This window comes from Stenotrophomonas sp. OVS01A, assembly GCF_019969775.1.
Lineage (GTDB): Bacteria > Pseudomonadota > Gammaproteobacteria > Xanthomonadales > Xanthomonadaceae > Stenotrophomonas > Stenotrophomonas indicatrix.
Map to the genome: position 1 here is coordinate 1093281 of NZ_JAHXYV010000001.1, position 15966 is coordinate 1109246.

Genomic DNA, 15966 nt, shown 5'->3' on the forward strand with positions numbered 1-15966 from the left:
AGCCGTTTTCCCAGGGAAGCCCTTCAACAGATATGCGAACGTTCGTCCTCTTCATTCACTCCGCCTTGTGCTTCGCCCTGCTGTCTGGTTGCGCCAGCGGGCCGGAATATCACCATTACAGTCGCGAGATCACCGGCGCGTTCGTGGCCGACGACGGCAAGCTGTACTTGTTGCCTGTCTATGACGAGCCGATGCGCTTCGATGCGGCGCCGTTCCGTGATTACCGCGCCCTGATGGACAGCCCGCTGCGCGAGGCCGTGGTCTGCGCGCAGATGTACATCCGTGAGGACTGGCGCGTGCCGGCTGACCGGACCAAGGTGCATGGCAGCTACGCGCTGCTGCTGCGGCCGGAGCAGGTGACGCCGGAGCAGGCTGCCCAGTTCAAGCTGGAGCGGTTGGAAATCAGTCCGCGGGTGGCCAAGGCCATCGACGAGTTGACGCGCCGGCCGTACATCCTTGAAGCCCGGAGCCGCTACGAACTGGCGGCCGACCCGGACTGCAATCTTTCCAGGAAGGGCGGCAGCTATTACAGCGCGCTGTTCGAGGGCGATGGCGAACGGGTGCAATTGCCGGACGCTGCTGCGCTGGCCGCGAAGGCGAAGTTGCCGCAGTCGATTACCGCGCGGGCTGAGCGGATCCAGCCGGAGGATAAGGACAAGCCGGGCGTGGGTGCGGCGACCGGCAAGGTGCTGGGTGCGGCGTTGGTACCTGTGGCGGTTCCGGTGTTTGTGTTGAGCCTGCCGTTCCTGGGGCCGGATCATTGGAAGTGATGGGGCGTTGAAGCCAGAGCATCCACGCGTGGCGTGGATCTACTTGGGCATCGCCAATGCCTGAACGTTCACCCTGGAGATCTGTGTGCCAAGCACATTGGAGACTGTTTTGAAGACCGTAGGCTTGATTGTCCTTGCGGTGCTTCCTTTGTTGACCATCTGGTTCATCCAGCGGCGAAGGACCCAGAGCGCCCGTTCCGCGTTGGAATCTGGGCTGCGCTTGAACCCGCCTCGCCGGATTTCCGGTACGTCCATGACCTTGGTGATGGTTAATGGGAAAGAGGCTCGAGAGCACTACTTCTTTGATACAGATACCTTCTATCTGCAGCGGGGCCCAGTGCCCACGGCGGTGCCGCTCTCGCAGATCACCTCCGTCACCCGAACCTCTGACATGATCTACGAGCGCTATGTCTGGCAGGTGTGCTTCAGCAAAGCAGCGGTCAGAAAGAGCGTAACGTTCACCAACAATCTGACGCTGTTCAACCGCGACTTCCTGCTCTTCCTGGAGGCGGTGCGGAAAGCCAATCCCCTGGCGACCGTTGAGCGAGCGGGCCTGCTCTTCTAACCGTGGTCCGCGACACGGGCAGGCCATTCAAAGGGGCGGGGCCGTGAGGCTACACTGGCCGCCTACACCCGATGGAAGCTTGCCCATGTTCAACGGAAAGGTCGCGGTGGTCACCGGCTCCACCAGCGGTATCGGTCTTGGTATTGCCACCGCGCTCGCGCGGCAAGGCGCTGACATCGTGCTGAATGGCTTCGGCGATGCGCAGGAAATCGAACGCATCCGTTCCAACCTGGAAACCGAGTTCGGTGTACGGGTGGCGCACGATGGCGCCGACCTGTCTCGCGGCGACGCCGTTCGGGACATGATCGACCACGCCGTGGCGAAGATGGGGCGCATCGACATTCTGGTGAACAACGCGGGCATCCAGCACACCGCATCGATCGAGGAATTTCCCGTCGAGAAGTGGGATGCGATCCTCGCGCTGAATCTGTCGGCGGTGTTCCACTCAACGGCGGCGGCGTTGTCCTACATGAAGCAGCAGGGATCCGGCCGCATCATCAATATCGCGTCGGTGCATGGACTGGTTGGCTCGGTGAACAAGTCTGCCTATGTGGCGGCCAAGCATGGCGTGGTGGGATTCACCAAGGTGACCGCGCTGGAGAACGCCGGCACGGGCATCACCGCCAACGCCATCTGCCCGGGGTGGGTGCGAACGGCGCTGGTTGAGCAGCAGATCACGGCACTGGCTGAGCGCGAGGGTACGGATCAGGAGTCCGCCGCTCGCGCGCTGCTGGCCGAGAAACAGCCCTCGTTGCAGTTCGTGACGCCTGAACAGCTGGGGGAGATGGTGGTGTTCCTGGCCTCGGATGCTGCGGCTCAAATTGCGGGTACGGCGCTTCCGGTGGATGGGGGCTGGACGGCGCGCTAGCTGGCCGGCTGCCCGCCGGGCATGGCCCGGCGCTACCGGGAGATCGGTGTGGGGTCCGGTGTTATCGGGAGGTCGGTGCGGTGGTTCGGTGTTACCGGGAGATCGGTGCGGGGTCCGGTGCTACCGGGAGATCGGTGCGGGGTCCGGTGTTACCGGGAGATCGGTGCGGGGTCCGGTGTTACTGGGAGATCGGTGCGGGGTCCGGTGTTACCGGGAGATCGGTGTGGGGTCCGGTGTTACCGGGAGATCGGTGTGGGGTCCGGTGTTATCGGGAGGTCGGTGCGGTGGTTCGGCGTTATCGAAGCCGGCTGGGATCGATCAGGGGAATCTCGCCCAGCGCATCCAGCGTGACGCGATGACTGCAGAATCCGAACGGGATATCTGCGGCGGGCTGCACATTGGTGCTTGGCACGCTTTCGATGTCCCGTACCTCGTCTACGGCCAAGGCAAAGGTCTCCGTGCCGTTCTGCATCAGCAGCATGGCCGGGCAGCCATGGGCAAACCCACTCAAGCCGCTGGCCTGGCGCAGGTCGACCACCGGCAGGGCGTGGCCGCGTACGGTGAGGTGCGGGCGCGCGCCACTGCCGGGGCGATCAAAGGTTTCCGGGCCACGGATTTCAATCGCGGCTTCGACATCGATGGCAAACAGGTGGGTACCGGCCCGCACAACAACAACTTCAATGAAGGCTGGCGACGACGGGGCCGGTTCACCGGCCGAAGGGGAAGAGGGCTGCAAGAGGAACCTGTGGAAGGGTATTGAAACTGCAACGCAATGATGCCGTGTTGACGTGACGTAACGCGTACTTTGCGGATGAGCGGCCAGCACGCGTTGCATGCGTCGTTCAGCGGGATCAAGGCGCCTTCACGCGTCGGCTTGGGCCGTGGGCGGATTGCCAGCCATGGTCTGGCACTACTGGGGTTTGGCGAATACGTCCAGGCCTTTGCCGGTTTCCAGCAACGATTTCAGGCTCGACAGCACGATCGGCCAGCCTTGGCGGATGCCGGTATCCATGCCGCTGCCCGGTTCCAGCTCGTCATGGGTCACTGTCAGCTTGACCATGTCCTCATACGGCACGATCTCGAACGTCACCCGGCTGTAGGCCTTCGGGTTGTCCGCCTGCGAGGCGGCGGCCCAGGTGATCACCAGCCGCGAGGGTGGGGTGTTTTCCACCACTTCGCCGACCAGTTCGACCGTGCGCTCGTCGTTGGCGCGCACGTGCTGCCAGCGCGAGCCGGGCTTCCAGTCCGATACGTTTTCGTGCCCCCAGTAGGTGCGGGCAATCTCCGGCCGGGTGATGGCCTCGAACACCTTCTGCGGCGTGGAGGCGATATAGATCACGTGGATGAAACGGGTGGATTCAGCGCTCATCGTCATTCTCCTTCCAGTTCCTGTTTGAGGTCATGCAGCAGGCTCAGGCGCTGCTGCTCGAACTTGCTTACCCAGCGCGTATAGACATCGTGCAGCGGCACCGGGTTGATGAAGTGCAGCTTCTCGCGGCCACGCCTGACGGTGCTGATCAGGTTGGCGTCTTCCAGCAGGCCCAGGTGCTGGGTGACCGATTGCCGGGCCATGTCTAAATGCTCGCAGAGCTGGCTGAGGGTCTGGCCGTTGTCTTTGCAGAGCAGGTCCAGCAGCGTGCGGCGCGTGGGGTCGGCCAGTGCCTTGAACACCTTGTCTGCATCCATGGGGTGCCTTCAGTTCCAGTTGTCGATCTTGACGTCGTGCGGGCTGGGCTGACCGCGCCCGGTTTCCAGCAGGGATTTCAGGCTCATCAGGAAGATGGCCCACTTGGTGCTGCAGTGGTGCAGGAACTCCACGCGCTCCTTCCAGCCTTCATGGCTGAACAGCACGATGCAGTAGTCGCCGTCCTGGTGCAGGGCGAAGCGCGCGGTGGTGCCGATCCATTCCGGTGGGCCGTCGACGAATTCCCACAGCACCCGCTCGTTCGGCTGCAGCTGCAGCAGCTTCATCTGCATGGCGCCGATTTCCTGGCCGTTGGCGGTGAAGCGGGCGGTGACGGTGCCGCCGGGGTGGCGGTCGCCGGTGGTGTCCTCGGCCCACCAGGCGGCGATGCCTCCGGGGTTGGCCAGGGCTTGGTAGACTTGGGCTGATGGGGCGTTGATGCCGACTCTGTGTGCGATATCCACCATGACTGCGGCTCCACGGTGGGCGGCGGGGTGCCGTCCGTGGGATCACAATGGGCAGGTAAATGCCTGCATGTCAACTCCGCCGCCGTGAACGCACGGCCGTGGTAGTGCCGGCCGCTGGCCGGCAGCCTGGGCGGGTTGGGTGATTGCAGCTGCCGGCCAGCGGCCGGCACTACCGGTCAATGACGCGGCGTGGATTGTCGGTTTGGGTAGTGCCGGTCGTTGGCCGGCAGCCTGGGCGGGGTTGGGTGATTGCAGTTGCCGGCCAGCGGCCGGCACTACCGGTCAATGACGCGGCGTGGATTGTCGGTTGGGGTAGTGCCGGCCGTTGGCCGGCAGCCTGGTGGAGTTGGGGAACTGCAGCTGCCGGCCAGCGGCCGGCACTACCGGGACGCCGCGGGCGATTGGCGGCGTCTCAGTTTTCCGCGTCCTGTAGTGCTGCATGCAGTTTGTCGGTGATCTGCTGCAGCGCGGCCAGGTCATCGGCTGAGAGATGATCGAGGAAATTCCGGCGCACGCTGGCGACGTGTACCGGCCGCGCTGCGCCTAGCTGGGTGCGACCTTCTGCGGTCATGCGGATCACCACCACGTTGTCACTGTCGGTGTCACGCTCGATCAGGCCACGACCGGCCATGCGGGTGAGCTGGTGCGAGAGCCGGGTCTTGTCCCATTCCAGGTAGTCCAGCAGTTCGCGCTGGCGGCGGCAGCGGTCCTTGGCCTTGCTCAGTTCCATCAGCACGACAAAGTCGGCACTGGAGAGTCCGGTGCTGCGGGTGATGTCGTGGACGATGCGGCCGGAGGTGATCTCGGCCATACGCCGAAAGCCGCGCCAGGCGGCCCACTCGTCAGGGGTGATGGTGGGTGGGGTCATGCGCTCACGTTGCCAGTGGTTGGTTGACGTGTCAACTCGAACGTTCTACGGTTGATATATCAACCACTCTGCAGGTCGCATCATGCCGCACCCTCCACGTATCGCCATCATCGGCGCGGGCCCCGCCGGCCTGACGGCTGCGCTCATCCTGCATCGCGGCGGTCATCGCGTGAGCGTGTACGAGGGCGAATCATCGGGGCAGCAGCGCACCCAGGGCGGCACGCTGGACCTGCACGAGGATTCCGGCCAGGTGGCGTTGCAGCGCGCCGGTCTGCTGGAGGCGTTCCGGGCGGTGGCGCGCCATGAAGGGCAGGAGGAGCGGATGGGTGATCCGTGGTCCGGGGCGATTACCGCAGGTGGGTTCGGGCCGAAGGGAAGCATGGACAAGCCGGAGATCGACCGCGGTGACCTGCGCCAGTTGCTGCTGGACGCGTTGCCGGCCGACACGGTGCAGTGGGGCCATTGCCTGAGCGAGATGGAACCTGCAGATGCCGGCTGCCACAGCCTGCGTTTTGCCAATGGCGTGCAGGCCGAGGCGGACATCGTGATCGGTGCCGATGGTGCGTGGTCGAAAGTCCGCGCTGCCTTGAGTGCCTGCCAGCCGCTGCCGACCGGCATTACGTTCTTTGAAGGATGGATCGCGCAGCCTGCGGCGGATATCGCGGGCATGGTGGGGCAGGGCAGCCTGTTCTGCTTTGGCGGCGAGGAGGCGCTGTTCGTGCAGCGCAACAGCGGCGATCGACTCTGCGTGTACGCGGCGCTGAAGCGGCCTTCTGATTGGCTTGATGCGCAGATCGCGCAGCAAGGCATGCGTGCGCTGGTGACAGGCAGCTACACCGGCTGGGCACCGAACCTGCGGCGGCTGCTGGAGGCGTGCACCGACTTCGTGCGGCGGCCGATCTACAGCCTGCCGGCGGATTTCCGCTGGACACCGCGCAACGGCGTGACGCTGATCGGCGATGCTGCCCATCTGATGCCGCCGGTGGGCGTGGGCGTGAACCTGGCGATGCTGGATGCGTCGGATGTGGCGATGGCGTTGTGTGCGCAGCCGGATGCAGTGAGTGCCATTCGCCACGCCGAATCCTTGGTCTACGAGCGCGCCAGCACGCTGATGCCTGACGCCATCCAGGGGTTCCAGCGCTGGTTCACTACCGAGGCGACTGCTGACCGCGGATGAGGCCGCTTGCAACGCTGGGACGGGAAGCACCTGCGTCACTGCGTCGCAGTCTCTCTGCAGGATGCGGTACATCGGTTCGGCGCTAGAGTGGGGGCTACCCCATCCAGGAAGGAGACACGCATGTACTACAGCAGTGGCAACTACGAGGCCTTCGCGCGCCCGCGCAAGCCGGCGGGCGTGGACAACAAGACGGCCTGGTTCGTGGGTTCGGGCCTGGCCTCGCTGGCCGGTGCGGCGTTCCTGGTGCGCGATGGGCGCATGCCCGGCGAGCGCATCACCATCCTGGAACAGCAGCAGATTGCCGGTGGCGCGCTGGATGGCCTGAAGGTGCCGGAGAAGGGTTTCGTGATCCGCGGCGGCCGCGAGATGGAAGACCACTTCGAGTGCCTGTGGGATCTGTTCCGTTCGATTCCGTCGCTGGAAATAGACGATGCCAGTGTGCTGGACGAGTTCTACTGGTTGAACAAGGACGACCCGAACTATTCGCTGCAGCGTGCCACGATCAATCGCGGCGAAGATGCGCATACCGATGGCTTGTTCACCCTGAGCGAGCAGGCGCAGAAGGACGTGATCGCGCTGTTCCTGGCCACCCGGCAGGAGATGGAGAACAAGCGCATCAACGAAGTGCTTGGCCGCGATTTCCTCGACAGCAATTTCTGGCTGTACTGGCGCACGATGTTCGCGTTCGAGGAATGGCACTCGGCGCTGGAGATGAAGCTGTACCTGCATCGTTTCATCCACCATATCGGCGGGCTGCCGGATTTCTCGGCGCTGAAGTTCACCAAGTACAACCAGTACGAGTCGCTGGTGCTGCCGCTGGTCAAGTGGCTGCAGGAACACGGCGTGCGTTTCCAATACGGCACTGAAGTGACCGATGTGGACTTCGACCTGCAGGCGGGCCGCAAGCAGGCCACGCGCATCCACTGGATGCAGGATGGACAGGCCGGTGGCGTGGACCTGGGCGCGGACGATCTGGTGTTCATGACGATCGGCTCGCTGACCGAGAATTCCGACAACGGCGACCATGACACCGCCGCACGCTTGAATGAAGGCCCTGCACCGGCGTGGGACCTGTGGCGGCGCATCGCGGCCAAGGATGCCGCGTTCGGGCGCCCGGATGTATTCGGTGCGCATATACCGGAAACCAAGTGGGAATCGGCGACGGTAACCACGTTGGACGCGCGCATTCCGGCGTACATCGAGAAGATTGCCAAGCGCGATCCGTTCAGCGGCAAGGTGGTGACTGGTGGAATCGTGAGCGTGCGTGACTCGCGCTGGCTGATGAGCTGGACGGTGAACCGCCAGCCGCACTTCAAGAGCCAGCCGAAGGACCAGATCGTGGTGTGGGTGTATTCGCTGTTCGTGGATACGCCGGGCGATTACGTGAACAAGCCGATGCAGGACTGCACGGGCGAGGAGATCACCCGCGAGTGGCTGTACCACCTGGGTGTGCCGGTGGAGGAGATCGACGAGCTGGCGGCGACCGGGGCGAAGACGGTGCCGGTGATGATGCCGTACATCACCGCGTTCTTCATGCCGCGTCAGGCCGGTGACCGCCCGGACGTGGTGCCGGAGGGCGCGGTGAACTTCGCCTTCATCGGCCAGTTTGCCGAGTCGAAGCAGCGCGACTGCATCTTCACCACCGAGTATTCGGTGCGCACGCCGATGGAAGCGGTGTACACGCTGCTGGGCATCGAGCGCGGCGTGCCGGAGGTGTTCAATTCCACCTACGACGTGCGCACGCTGCTGGCAGCGACCGGGCGTCTTCGCGATGGCAAGGAACTGGACATCCCGGGGCCGGCGTTCCTGCGCAACCTGCTGATGAACAAGCTGGACAAGACCCAGATTGGCGGGCTGCTGCGCGAGTTCGGGCTGGTGCAGGACGATTGAGCGAGCGGGGCGTCGGGGGGCGCCGGGCCATGCCCGGCGGCTTCTTTTGGCGCCGCTTCGCTCGCCGGGCATGGCCCGACGCTACCGCAACGCCGCGTTGTCGGTGGAGCGGCTCAGCCGCTCCCAGGCATCGATGCGTTCTGTCATGGCAGCCAGCTTGCCGCGTACCAGGTGCAGGGCGTCGCTGCCCAACAGCAGATGCGTGGGTGGGTTGGGGGTGTCGATCACCTGCAGCATGGCTTGCGCGGCCTTGATCGGGTCGCCCAGCTGATGGCCGCTCTTTTCCTCGCGTGCGCTGCGGATCGGGTCAAACAGCGCGTCGTAGTCGCCGATGCTGCGCGAGGCCCGCACCATCGAACGGCCGGCCCAATCGGTGCGGAACGAACCCGGCGCGATCGCGGTCACATGGATGCCGAACGGCGCCACTTCCTTGCCCAGCACCTCGCTGATGCCTTCCAGCGCAAACTTGCTGCCGCAGTACCAGGCGATGCCCGGCAAGGTGATGAAGCCGCCCATGGAGGTGATGTTGAGGATGTGGCCGCGGCGGCGCGCGCGCATGTGCGGCAGCACGGCTTTGATCAGCGCGGCGGGACCGAACACGTTTACTTCGAACTGATGGCGCAGTTCGTCCAGCGTGGATTCTTCGAGGATGCCTTCGTGGCCGTAGCCGGCGTTGTTGACCAGCACGTCGATGGCGCCGATGTCGGCTTCGACGGTGGCCACCAGTGCATCGATGGCCGCGGCGTCGGTGACATCCAGCAGGCGGCCGAAGGCGCGACCGGGGGCGAGCGCCGCAAATTGCTGGCGGGCAGATTCGCTGCGCACGGTGCCGACCACGCGATGGCCGGCCAGCAGGGCCTGCTGGGCCAGGGCGCGGCCGAAGCCGCTGCTGACGCCGGTGATGAGGAGGAGGCGGGATTCGGTCATGGCTGAGGGCTCGTGGCTGGGGAGTTGCACGTTAGTGATTGAGTGCGCGGCCGCCCAGGCCTAAGCTTCGGGCTTTATTGCCTATTCCTATGGGGCGCCCGATGCGGTCGGCCGATGATCCGCTGCAACATCCCGCACAGGCACGCATGGTCGGCCTGCTGCAGGCGCTGGCCGTGGACGAGGGCTACACGCTGACGGCAGTGCCCGGGGTGCGGCTGCTGCGCTCCAACCGTCCCTTGGCGCGCACGCCGGTGCTGTACGACCCCGGCATCGTGATCGTCTGCCAGGGCGTGAAGCGTGGCTATCTGGGCGGGCAGGTCTACCAGTACGACGCGCAGCACTACCTGGCGGTGTCGGTGCCGGTGCCCTTCACCATGGAAACCGAGGCCACGGCCGAGGCGCCGCTGCTGGCGATCTACCTGCATCTTGATCTGCAGCTGGCCGCAGATCTGCTGATAGAACTGGGCGAGCGCACTGCCAGCACCGAAGCGCCGGCAAGAAGCATGATGTCCAGCCCGATGCAGCCTGCGATGCAGGCCACGGTGCTGCGATTGCTGGAAGCGCTGGCCGATCCATTGGAGGCCGACGTGCTGGGGCCCTCGCTGGTGCGCGAGCTGTATTTCCGGGTGCTGACCGGCGCACAGGGTGGGGCGCTGCGCGAGGCGTTGGCGATGCGCGGGCGCTTCGGCCGCATCGGCAGGGTGCTGCGGCATATTCATGCGGCCTACTCGACGGCGCTGGATGTGGATGCGCTGGCAGCGCAGGCGGAGATGAGCGTGGCCACGTTCCATGATCACTTCCGCAGCATTACCGGTACCTCGCCGATGCAGTACGTGAAGTCGACGCGGCTGCACCAGGCGCGGCTGCTGATGCTGCGGCAGGGCATGACGGCCGAGGCGGCATCGTTGGCGGTGGGGTACGCCAGCCCGTCGCAGTTCAATCGGGAGTTCAAGCGCTTGTTCGGGTTGCCGCCGGCGGCCGAGGTGGCGCGCATGCGGCGAAGTTTTGCGCTGCCGCCGGCGCCGGCCGATGCGCTGTATGTGTCTTCGCACTGACCGCTGCGCTCGCCGGGCATGGCCCGGCGCTACCAGGGAAGCCCGTGTCAGGTAGCGCCGGGCCATGCCCGGCGAACGAGTCGGTTGACAGGGCGTCTACCTACTAGTAGGTTTGTATCCATGAAAGAGTCACTGTCCCCCAAGGCCCACGAGATCCTGGCCCACGCCCGTTCGCTGCTGGAAGCCGGAGGCTACAACGGTTTCAGCTATGCCGACGTGTCCGCGCGGGTGAACATCAGCAAGGCCAGCATCCACCACCATTTCCCCAGCAAGGCGGATCTGGTGCGGACGGTGGTGGAGCTGTACCGGGCGGAGGCACGGGAAGGCCTGGCGCTGCTGGACCGGCAGCTGGGCGATCCGTTGCTGGCGCTCAACGCCTACGTGGATTACTGGTCCAGCTGCATTGCCGGTGGCACCTCGTCGTTCTGCATCTGCGCGATGCTGGCGGCCGAAGCGCCGATGATCCCCGACGAGATTGCCGATGAAGTGCGCGGGCATTTCGAGGATCTGAGCGGCTGGCTGACGATCACGCTGGAAAAGGGGGCGGCGCAGGGGCAGCTGAGGCTGCAGGGCACGCCTGCCGATGAGGCCAAGGCGTTCATGGCCTCGGTGCACGGCGCGATGCTGGCCGCGCGTGGGTTTGGTGATACGGCGACGTTCGCGGCGCTCGCACGGTTGTCGATTGCCCGGCTGGTGCCGGCGGTCTGAATGTTTCGACGAAGGCCTGCGTGGAGCGGGCCTTCTTTTTGTCCATTGAGCCTACCTACTAGTAGGTTAAAAACTCCAACAGAGGTCGCCATGAGTCATCCGCTTTCTTCCTTGGGCATTGTGCACACCGCGATCAGCCTGGTTCCCATCGCCGCCGGCCTGTACGGTTTCATCCGCCATCGCGGCATCGATCCGGCTACGCGCGCCGGCAAGCTTTATCTGCTGGGGTTGGTGCTGTCGGTGGTGACCTCGTTCACCGTCTCCAGCACCGGGGGCCTCAATCCTGGCCACGCGTTTGGTGTGGTGATTCTGCTGATTGCGTTCGGTGGGGTGTTGGCGGCTCGGTTGCGGTTCCTTGGGCGATTGGCACCCTATCTGTCCACGTTCGCGCTGTCTTTCAGCTTCCTGCTGTCGCTGGTGCCAGGCGTGAATGAAACGCTGACACGCTTGCCGGTGGCGCACCCGATTGCGCCTGCACCGTTGGCGCCGGTGATCCTGCAGACGTTGCTGGGGTGCGCGGTGGTTTTTGCGATCGGATTCGTGGCGCAGTGCTGGCGGATTCGCGCGCGGACACGACTCTGATGCGGTCGAACAGACGCTGTGCCCATCGCGGCAACGCTCTACAATCCTGTCCAGGGAAGCTGCTTATCCACGGATCAGGTGATGAGAAAGAGCGAACGACTAAAGTTGGCCTTGGAATTGTTCGAAGGAATGCCGCCAGCGCAGGACGCAGCGGCTGCGATGAAGCAGCTTGGCGAAGCGCTTCGGAGTGTGGAGGTTGAGCACTCCGGGTTTGCTGACTATTCCATCCAGCGCGGGTATGCCAACGCGCAGCTCCATTTGTTTCCCTACTACGCGGAAAGTCCGTTCTGGCGGCATCACCCTGACGCGGAGCACACCCTGGTCTGCCAGTTGACGTCGCACTATGCGGTGTTCGGCAGCGAGGGCGGCGTCGCTATTTTCACGCGCGACAACTGCGTCGGGCGGGACTTGGTGTTCTGCAAGCCGAGGGGCATGCTCCCGGTCGGCACACGCGATGTACGTCTGTGGCCTGAATAACCGGGCGGCGCTCAGCAGCCCACCAGCCGGTCGGCGCTGAGGCCACTGCGGTGCTGGTTGCGGTATTCGATGGGGCTGGCGTCGACCATGCCGCGGAAGTGCCGGCGGAACGATTCCTGCGAGCCGAACCCCGCCTGTTCGGCCACCCATTGCAGCGGGCGGTCGGTGGTTTCCAGCAGTTCGCGTGCGTAGGCCACGCGTTCGCGGATGAGCCAGTCGATGGGCGACAGGCCGGTGGCTTCCAGGAACTGCCGCTGCAGGGTGCGCTGGCTGAGTGCGGCCTGTTCGGCGAGGCTGCCCAGCGAATGCGGCTCGCGCAGGTTGCGACGCATCCATTCCATCAGTTTCGCCAGCCGCGTGGGCTCGCCCAGCGGGATTGCGCGGCTGACCCGCTGGCTGCGTTCGGCATCGCGCCAGGGTGCCAGTACCAGCCGTTCGGCCACCAGATTGGCCACGCGCGCGCCGTAATCCTTGCGCACCATGTGCAGCATCATGTCCATGCCGGTGGCCGAGCCGGCCGAGGTGATGATGCTGCCGGCGTCCACGTACAGCACATCGTCGCGCACGTGGATGCGCGGGAACTCGCGCGCCAGCGTTTCGGTGAGGCGCCAGTGGGTGGTGGCTTGGCGACCATCGAGCAAACCGGCCCAGGCGAGCACGAATGCACCGGAGCAGATGGACGTGATGCGTGCGCCGCGCGCGTGGGCGCGGGTGAGGGCATCAAGCAACGCCTGCGGTGGGCGCTCGCTGGGTTCGCGCCAACCGGGAATGACGATGATGTCGGCGTCGTCGACAGCGCTCAGATCGTAGGGCAGTTGCACCTGCGCGCTGCCGAGCATGCGTAGTGCACCGGGTTCGCCAGCGCAGAGCTGGGTGCGGTACCAGGCCACGCCCAGTTCAGGGCGGATGGGTGCGAACAGGCCGACCGCGCAGCCGAATTCGAACAGGCCCTGGCCGTGGCAGGCCACGATGGCGACGGTGGGCGCGGTCGGATCGGCAGGCACGGTGGGCATGGCTTGATGCTACCGACGCAGGCACGTGCCGCTGAGTGGCGCGCGGGCATGAGGTGATGCCCGCAGGGTATATGGAGGCCTGGGTCAGATCCTTTCCGCAGGAAGGGCTCTGACCCTGCGGATTCGCGTGTATGGGGTCAGAGCCTTTTCCTTTGGAAAGGGATCCGACCCGGTGTGTGCATGCTGCGTAAGGTCATTACCAGCAGTCATGTGGCTGGCGCGATGTGACGGTCACATGACGCGATATCCGCTGTTGCGTGTTGGGCGTGGGCTCTTGAATGGAGGCGTGTCTCCGGCCCACCCCCACGAGCCCCCATGCCTGCTGCCCACATTCCTGCGCTGTCCACGCTCTCCCTGCTGATTGCCGCCACTCTTGCCGCTGCCCCGGCGTATGCGGCTGAGGCCGATTCACCGTCGGCGACCACTGCTACTTCTGCCAACCTTGCTGCGTCCACGCTGGATGCGGTGGTGGTGACCGGTTCACGCACCAGCACGCGCACGGTGAAGAACAGCTCGACACCGATCGACGTGATCTCTGCCGAGGATCTGGCCGCGACCGGCCAGGCCAACCTGCTGGAAGCGCTGCAGCGCAGCCTGCCATCGCTGAGCCAGATCGGCGGTTACCAGAGCGACCAGGAAAGCCTGATCCGCGGTTACCAGCTGCGCAACCTGTCGCCGGGTTACACGCTGGTGCTGGTGAACGGCAAGCGCCGCAACGCCAGCGCGTATGTCAGTGGCGCCAACGGTGGCGGCTATCCCGGCCACGCCTGGGCCGATCTGGCGCTGATTCCGGTGTCGGCCATCGACCATGTGGAGGTGCTGCGTGATGGTGCTTCGGCCATCTACGGTTCGGACGCGATCACCGGAGTGATCAACGTGATCCTGAAATCGCAGGCGCACGGTGGCGATGTCTCGGTGGAGAGCGGGCAGAGCACCGATGGCGACGGCAGCCGCACCAGCGTGCGCGCCAACATCGGCCTGCCGTGGGGCGAGGATGGCTTCATCAACCTGTCCGGCGAGAGCACGCGCCAGCACCATGCGATCCGCACGCGGCGCTACATCGACGGCTACCTGAGCTATCCCGCCGTGGATGGCAACGGCAACCTGGTGGCGCTGCGTCCAAACAACCGCTTGCCGGCTGGAGCGACGCCGAACCCGGCCGAGGCCGGGCGCGATGCCGAGGCCAACATCATCCTCAGCTCGCCGTCGTATGCGCTGAAGGCCTTCGCGGTGAACGTGGGCCATGGCCTGGGCGAGAACGCCCAGTTCTACGCCAATGCGACCGCCAGCGACCGCACCGCGCAGGCGATCCAGAACTTCCGCCTGCCGGCAACGATCTTCACCACCTACAAGGCGCCGGGCGTGCTGAGCGTGTTTCCCGATGGCTTCCTGCCGGTGCTGGAAACCAAGGAGAAGCAGTACACCGGCACGGCTGGGTTGAAGGGCCAGGTTGCGGGGTGGGACTACGACTTCAGCCTGACCGGCAACCGCGACACGGTGCGCACCTACACCCGCAATTCGGTGAACTACTCGCTGCCGTACCCCGGCTCGCCGACCGACTTCTATGACGGCAAGCTGGATTACCAGCAGGGCATCGCCAACCTTGATCTGAGTCGCGGCTTCGAGGTGGCGGCCTTCGCATCGCCGCTGGAAGTGAGTGCCGGTGCCGAGTACCAGCACGAACAATACGAACGCGGGGCAGGGCAGTGGGAGTCGCACACCGGCTTCGGTGCGGCCGCCTTCGTGGGCTATTCGACCGCCGATGCGGTGAAGGCCACCCGCAACAGCAAGGCGGTGTACGCCGGTGCAGCGACCAACATCACGTCGCGCTGGTACCTGGACGCCGCCGCGCGCTGGGAAGACCACTCGGACTTCGGCACGGTGTCGACCGGTCGGCTGACCACGCGCTTCGACTTCACCGATGCGCTGGGCGTACGTGCCACGGTCAGCAATGGCTTCCACGCGCCGAGCCTGGGCGCGCAGTTCTACCAGGCCACCGGCAGCTGCCCGTGCGGTACCACGCTGGTGGCGCAGGTCGCTTCGCCGGCAGCAGTGGCGCTGGGCGCTACGCCACTGAAGCCGGAGAAGGCCACCAACTACAGCCTCGGCGTGACATGGGACCCGAGCCCGGCCTTCCATCTGGCGGTGGATGCGTACCAGATCGACATCCGTGGCCAGCTGGGCCAGTCCAGCCAGATCGGCTACAACGCGCAGGACCCGGCGCGGGTGACCGACAACAGTGGCACCGTGCTGACCGCCGCGCAGAAGAACACCATCGACGCGCTGCTGGGCACGGCCGGCATCAGCATCCTGCCCGGTGATGCGTTCTACGCCAGTTACTTCACCAACGTGGGCGACACCCGCACGCGCGGCGTGGAGCTGACCCTGGAAGCCAACCAGGAAACGCAGTGGGGCAAGCTGCGCTGGAGCTACGCGGCCAACGTGGGCCGCACCACCATCCAGAAAGTGAGCGCGATTCCGCAGGCGTTGCAGGGGCTGCCGAACATCAACCTGCTGACCAAGTCGAGCGAGTACGCGCTGCGCTTCCGCACGCCGTCGTACACGCAGGTGGCGGGGCTGGGCTGGCAGAACGGGCGCTGGCGTTCGAACGTGGACTTCACTTACTACGGCCCGATCAAGCGCCTGAACAACGGCGTGGAGTACAAGCAGCCGCCGGTGCTGGTGACCAACCTGTCCGGTGGCGTAGAGCTGGGCGCGGGCTGGAGCGCGGCGCTGGGCATCAACAATCTGTTCGACAAGCGCACCCGCAAGGTGCCCGCGTACGCACGCAGCGCCACCGATGTGGCCAGCATCGAGACCACCTGGGACAGCGGTGATGTGCTTAGCAACGTCGGGACGTTCTGGTACGGGCGCGTCAACTACCGGTTCTGAGGTTCATGTGAAACGTCGCCGGG

At 65.2% G+C, this 15966-nt stretch carries 17 protein-coding genes; 10 read left to right on the forward strand and 7 right to left on the reverse strand.

The genetic code is table 11. The features are described 5' to 3' along the window. Positions 1-32: 32 nt before the first annotated feature. The 3 genes from LC407_RS05195 to LC407_RS05205 all read left to right on the forward strand — a co-directional run bounded on the left by LC407_RS05195 (position 33) and on the right by LC407_RS05205 (position 2203). On the forward strand, positions 33-770 hold the full coding sequence (locus tag LC407_RS05195) for a hypothetical protein (RefSeq protein WP_317850711.1): 738 nt from the start codon (positions 33-35) through the stop codon (positions 768-770). Positions 771-879: 109 nt separating this feature from the next. Beyond that, positions 880-1335 (forward strand): hypothetical protein, encoded by a 456-nt coding sequence (locus LC407_RS05200; protein ID WP_223482300.1) that lies wholly within the window; start codon positions 880-882, stop codon positions 1333-1335. 85 nt (positions 1336-1420) lie between these two features. Beyond that, entirely contained in the window at positions 1421-2203 is a 783-nt protein-coding gene (locus LC407_RS05205; protein ID WP_223482301.1) for a 3-hydroxybutyrate dehydrogenase, read from the forward strand. A 295-nt stretch (positions 2204-2498) separates the two neighbouring features. Here the strand turns inward: LC407_RS05205 and LC407_RS05210 are convergent, their stop codons facing one another. From LC407_RS05210 to LC407_RS05230, 5 genes are all read right to left on the reverse strand, one after another. Further along, positions 2499-3038 carry a chemotaxis protein CheW gene (locus LC407_RS05210; RefSeq protein WP_223482302.1) on the reverse strand — a complete coding sequence of 180 codons (540 nt, stop codon included), beginning with the start codon at positions 3036-3038 and terminating at the stop codon, positions 2499-2501. Between the two features lie 75 nt (positions 3039-3113). Further along, the gene (locus LC407_RS05215; protein WP_223482303.1) at positions 3114-3572 is read right to left on the reverse strand and encodes an SRPBCC family protein; all 459 of its coding nucleotides are present in this window, start codon (positions 3570-3572) and stop codon (positions 3114-3116) included. 2 nt (positions 3573-3574) lie between these two features. Then, on the reverse strand, positions 3575-3889 hold the full coding sequence (locus tag LC407_RS05220) for a metalloregulator ArsR/SmtB family transcription factor (RefSeq protein WP_059063951.1): 315 nt from the start codon (positions 3887-3889) through the stop codon (positions 3575-3577). Positions 3890-3898: 9 nt separating this feature from the next. Beyond that, positions 3899-4354, reverse strand: a complete 456-nt coding sequence (locus LC407_RS05225; protein ID WP_223482304.1) for an SRPBCC domain-containing protein — start codon at positions 4352-4354, stop codon at positions 3899-3901. A gap of 412 nt (positions 4355-4766) precedes the next feature. Then, on the reverse strand, positions 4767-5222 hold the full coding sequence (locus LC407_RS05230; protein ID WP_108264839.1) for a MarR family winged helix-turn-helix transcriptional regulator: 456 nt from the start codon (positions 5220-5222) through the stop codon (positions 4767-4769). An 82-nt stretch (positions 5223-5304) separates the two neighbouring features. Here LC407_RS05230 and LC407_RS05235 point away from each other — a divergent pair, with 82 nt between their 5' ends. Continuing rightward, the gene (locus LC407_RS05235; RefSeq protein WP_223482305.1) at positions 5305-6399 is read left to right on the forward strand and encodes an NAD(P)/FAD-dependent oxidoreductase; all 1095 of its coding nucleotides are present in this window, start codon (positions 5305-5307) and stop codon (positions 6397-6399) included. A 120-nt stretch (positions 6400-6519) separates the two neighbouring features. Beyond that, the gene (locus LC407_RS05240; protein WP_223482306.1) at positions 6520-8289 is read left to right on the forward strand and encodes an oleate hydratase; all 1770 of its coding nucleotides are present in this window, start codon (positions 6520-6522) and stop codon (positions 8287-8289) included. A gap of 81 nt (positions 8290-8370) precedes the next feature. On the opposite strand, the gene LC407_RS05245 is transcribed toward LC407_RS05240, so the two are convergent. After that, positions 8371-9216 carry an oxidoreductase gene (locus LC407_RS05245; protein WP_223482307.1) on the reverse strand — a complete coding sequence of 282 codons (846 nt, stop codon included), beginning with the start codon at positions 9214-9216 and terminating at the stop codon, positions 8371-8373. Between the two features lie 101 nt (positions 9217-9317). On the opposite strand from LC407_RS05245, the gene LC407_RS05250 reads away from it, so the two are divergent. The 4 genes from LC407_RS05250 (at position 9318) to LC407_RS05265 (ending at position 12038) form a co-directional block, all read left to right on the forward strand. Further along, the gene (locus tag LC407_RS05250) at positions 9318-10271 is read left to right on the forward strand and encodes an AraC family transcriptional regulator (RefSeq protein ID WP_223482308.1); all 954 of its coding nucleotides are present in this window, start codon (positions 9318-9320) and stop codon (positions 10269-10271) included. A 120-nt stretch (positions 10272-10391) separates the two neighbouring features. Next, positions 10392-10979: a TetR/AcrR family transcriptional regulator gene (locus LC407_RS05255; protein WP_134832424.1), complete on the forward strand. Its 588-nt coding sequence runs from the start codon at positions 10392-10394 to the stop codon at positions 10977-10979. Positions 10980-11069: 90 nt separating this feature from the next. Then, entirely contained in the window at positions 11070-11561 is a 492-nt protein-coding gene (locus tag LC407_RS05260) for a hypothetical protein (protein ID WP_317850712.1), read from the forward strand. 81 nt (positions 11562-11642) lie between these two features. After that, a complete protein-coding gene (locus LC407_RS05265) occupies positions 11643-12038 on the forward strand; it encodes a hypothetical protein (protein ID WP_033830936.1) in 396 nt (131 codons plus the stop codon). An 11-nt stretch (positions 12039-12049) separates the two neighbouring features. On the opposite strand, the gene LC407_RS05270 is transcribed toward LC407_RS05265, so the two are convergent. After that, positions 12050-13051 (reverse strand): helix-turn-helix domain-containing protein, encoded by a 1002-nt coding sequence (locus LC407_RS05270; RefSeq protein ID WP_223482310.1) that lies wholly within the window; start codon positions 13049-13051, stop codon positions 12050-12052. A gap of 315 nt (positions 13052-13366) precedes the next feature. Between LC407_RS05270 and LC407_RS05275 the strand changes: the two genes are divergently transcribed. Continuing rightward, positions 13367-15943 carry a TonB-dependent receptor gene (locus LC407_RS05275; RefSeq protein WP_223482311.1) on the forward strand — a complete coding sequence of 859 codons (2577 nt, stop codon included), beginning with the start codon at positions 13367-13369 and terminating at the stop codon, positions 15941-15943. Positions 15944-15966: the final 23 nt, after the last annotated feature.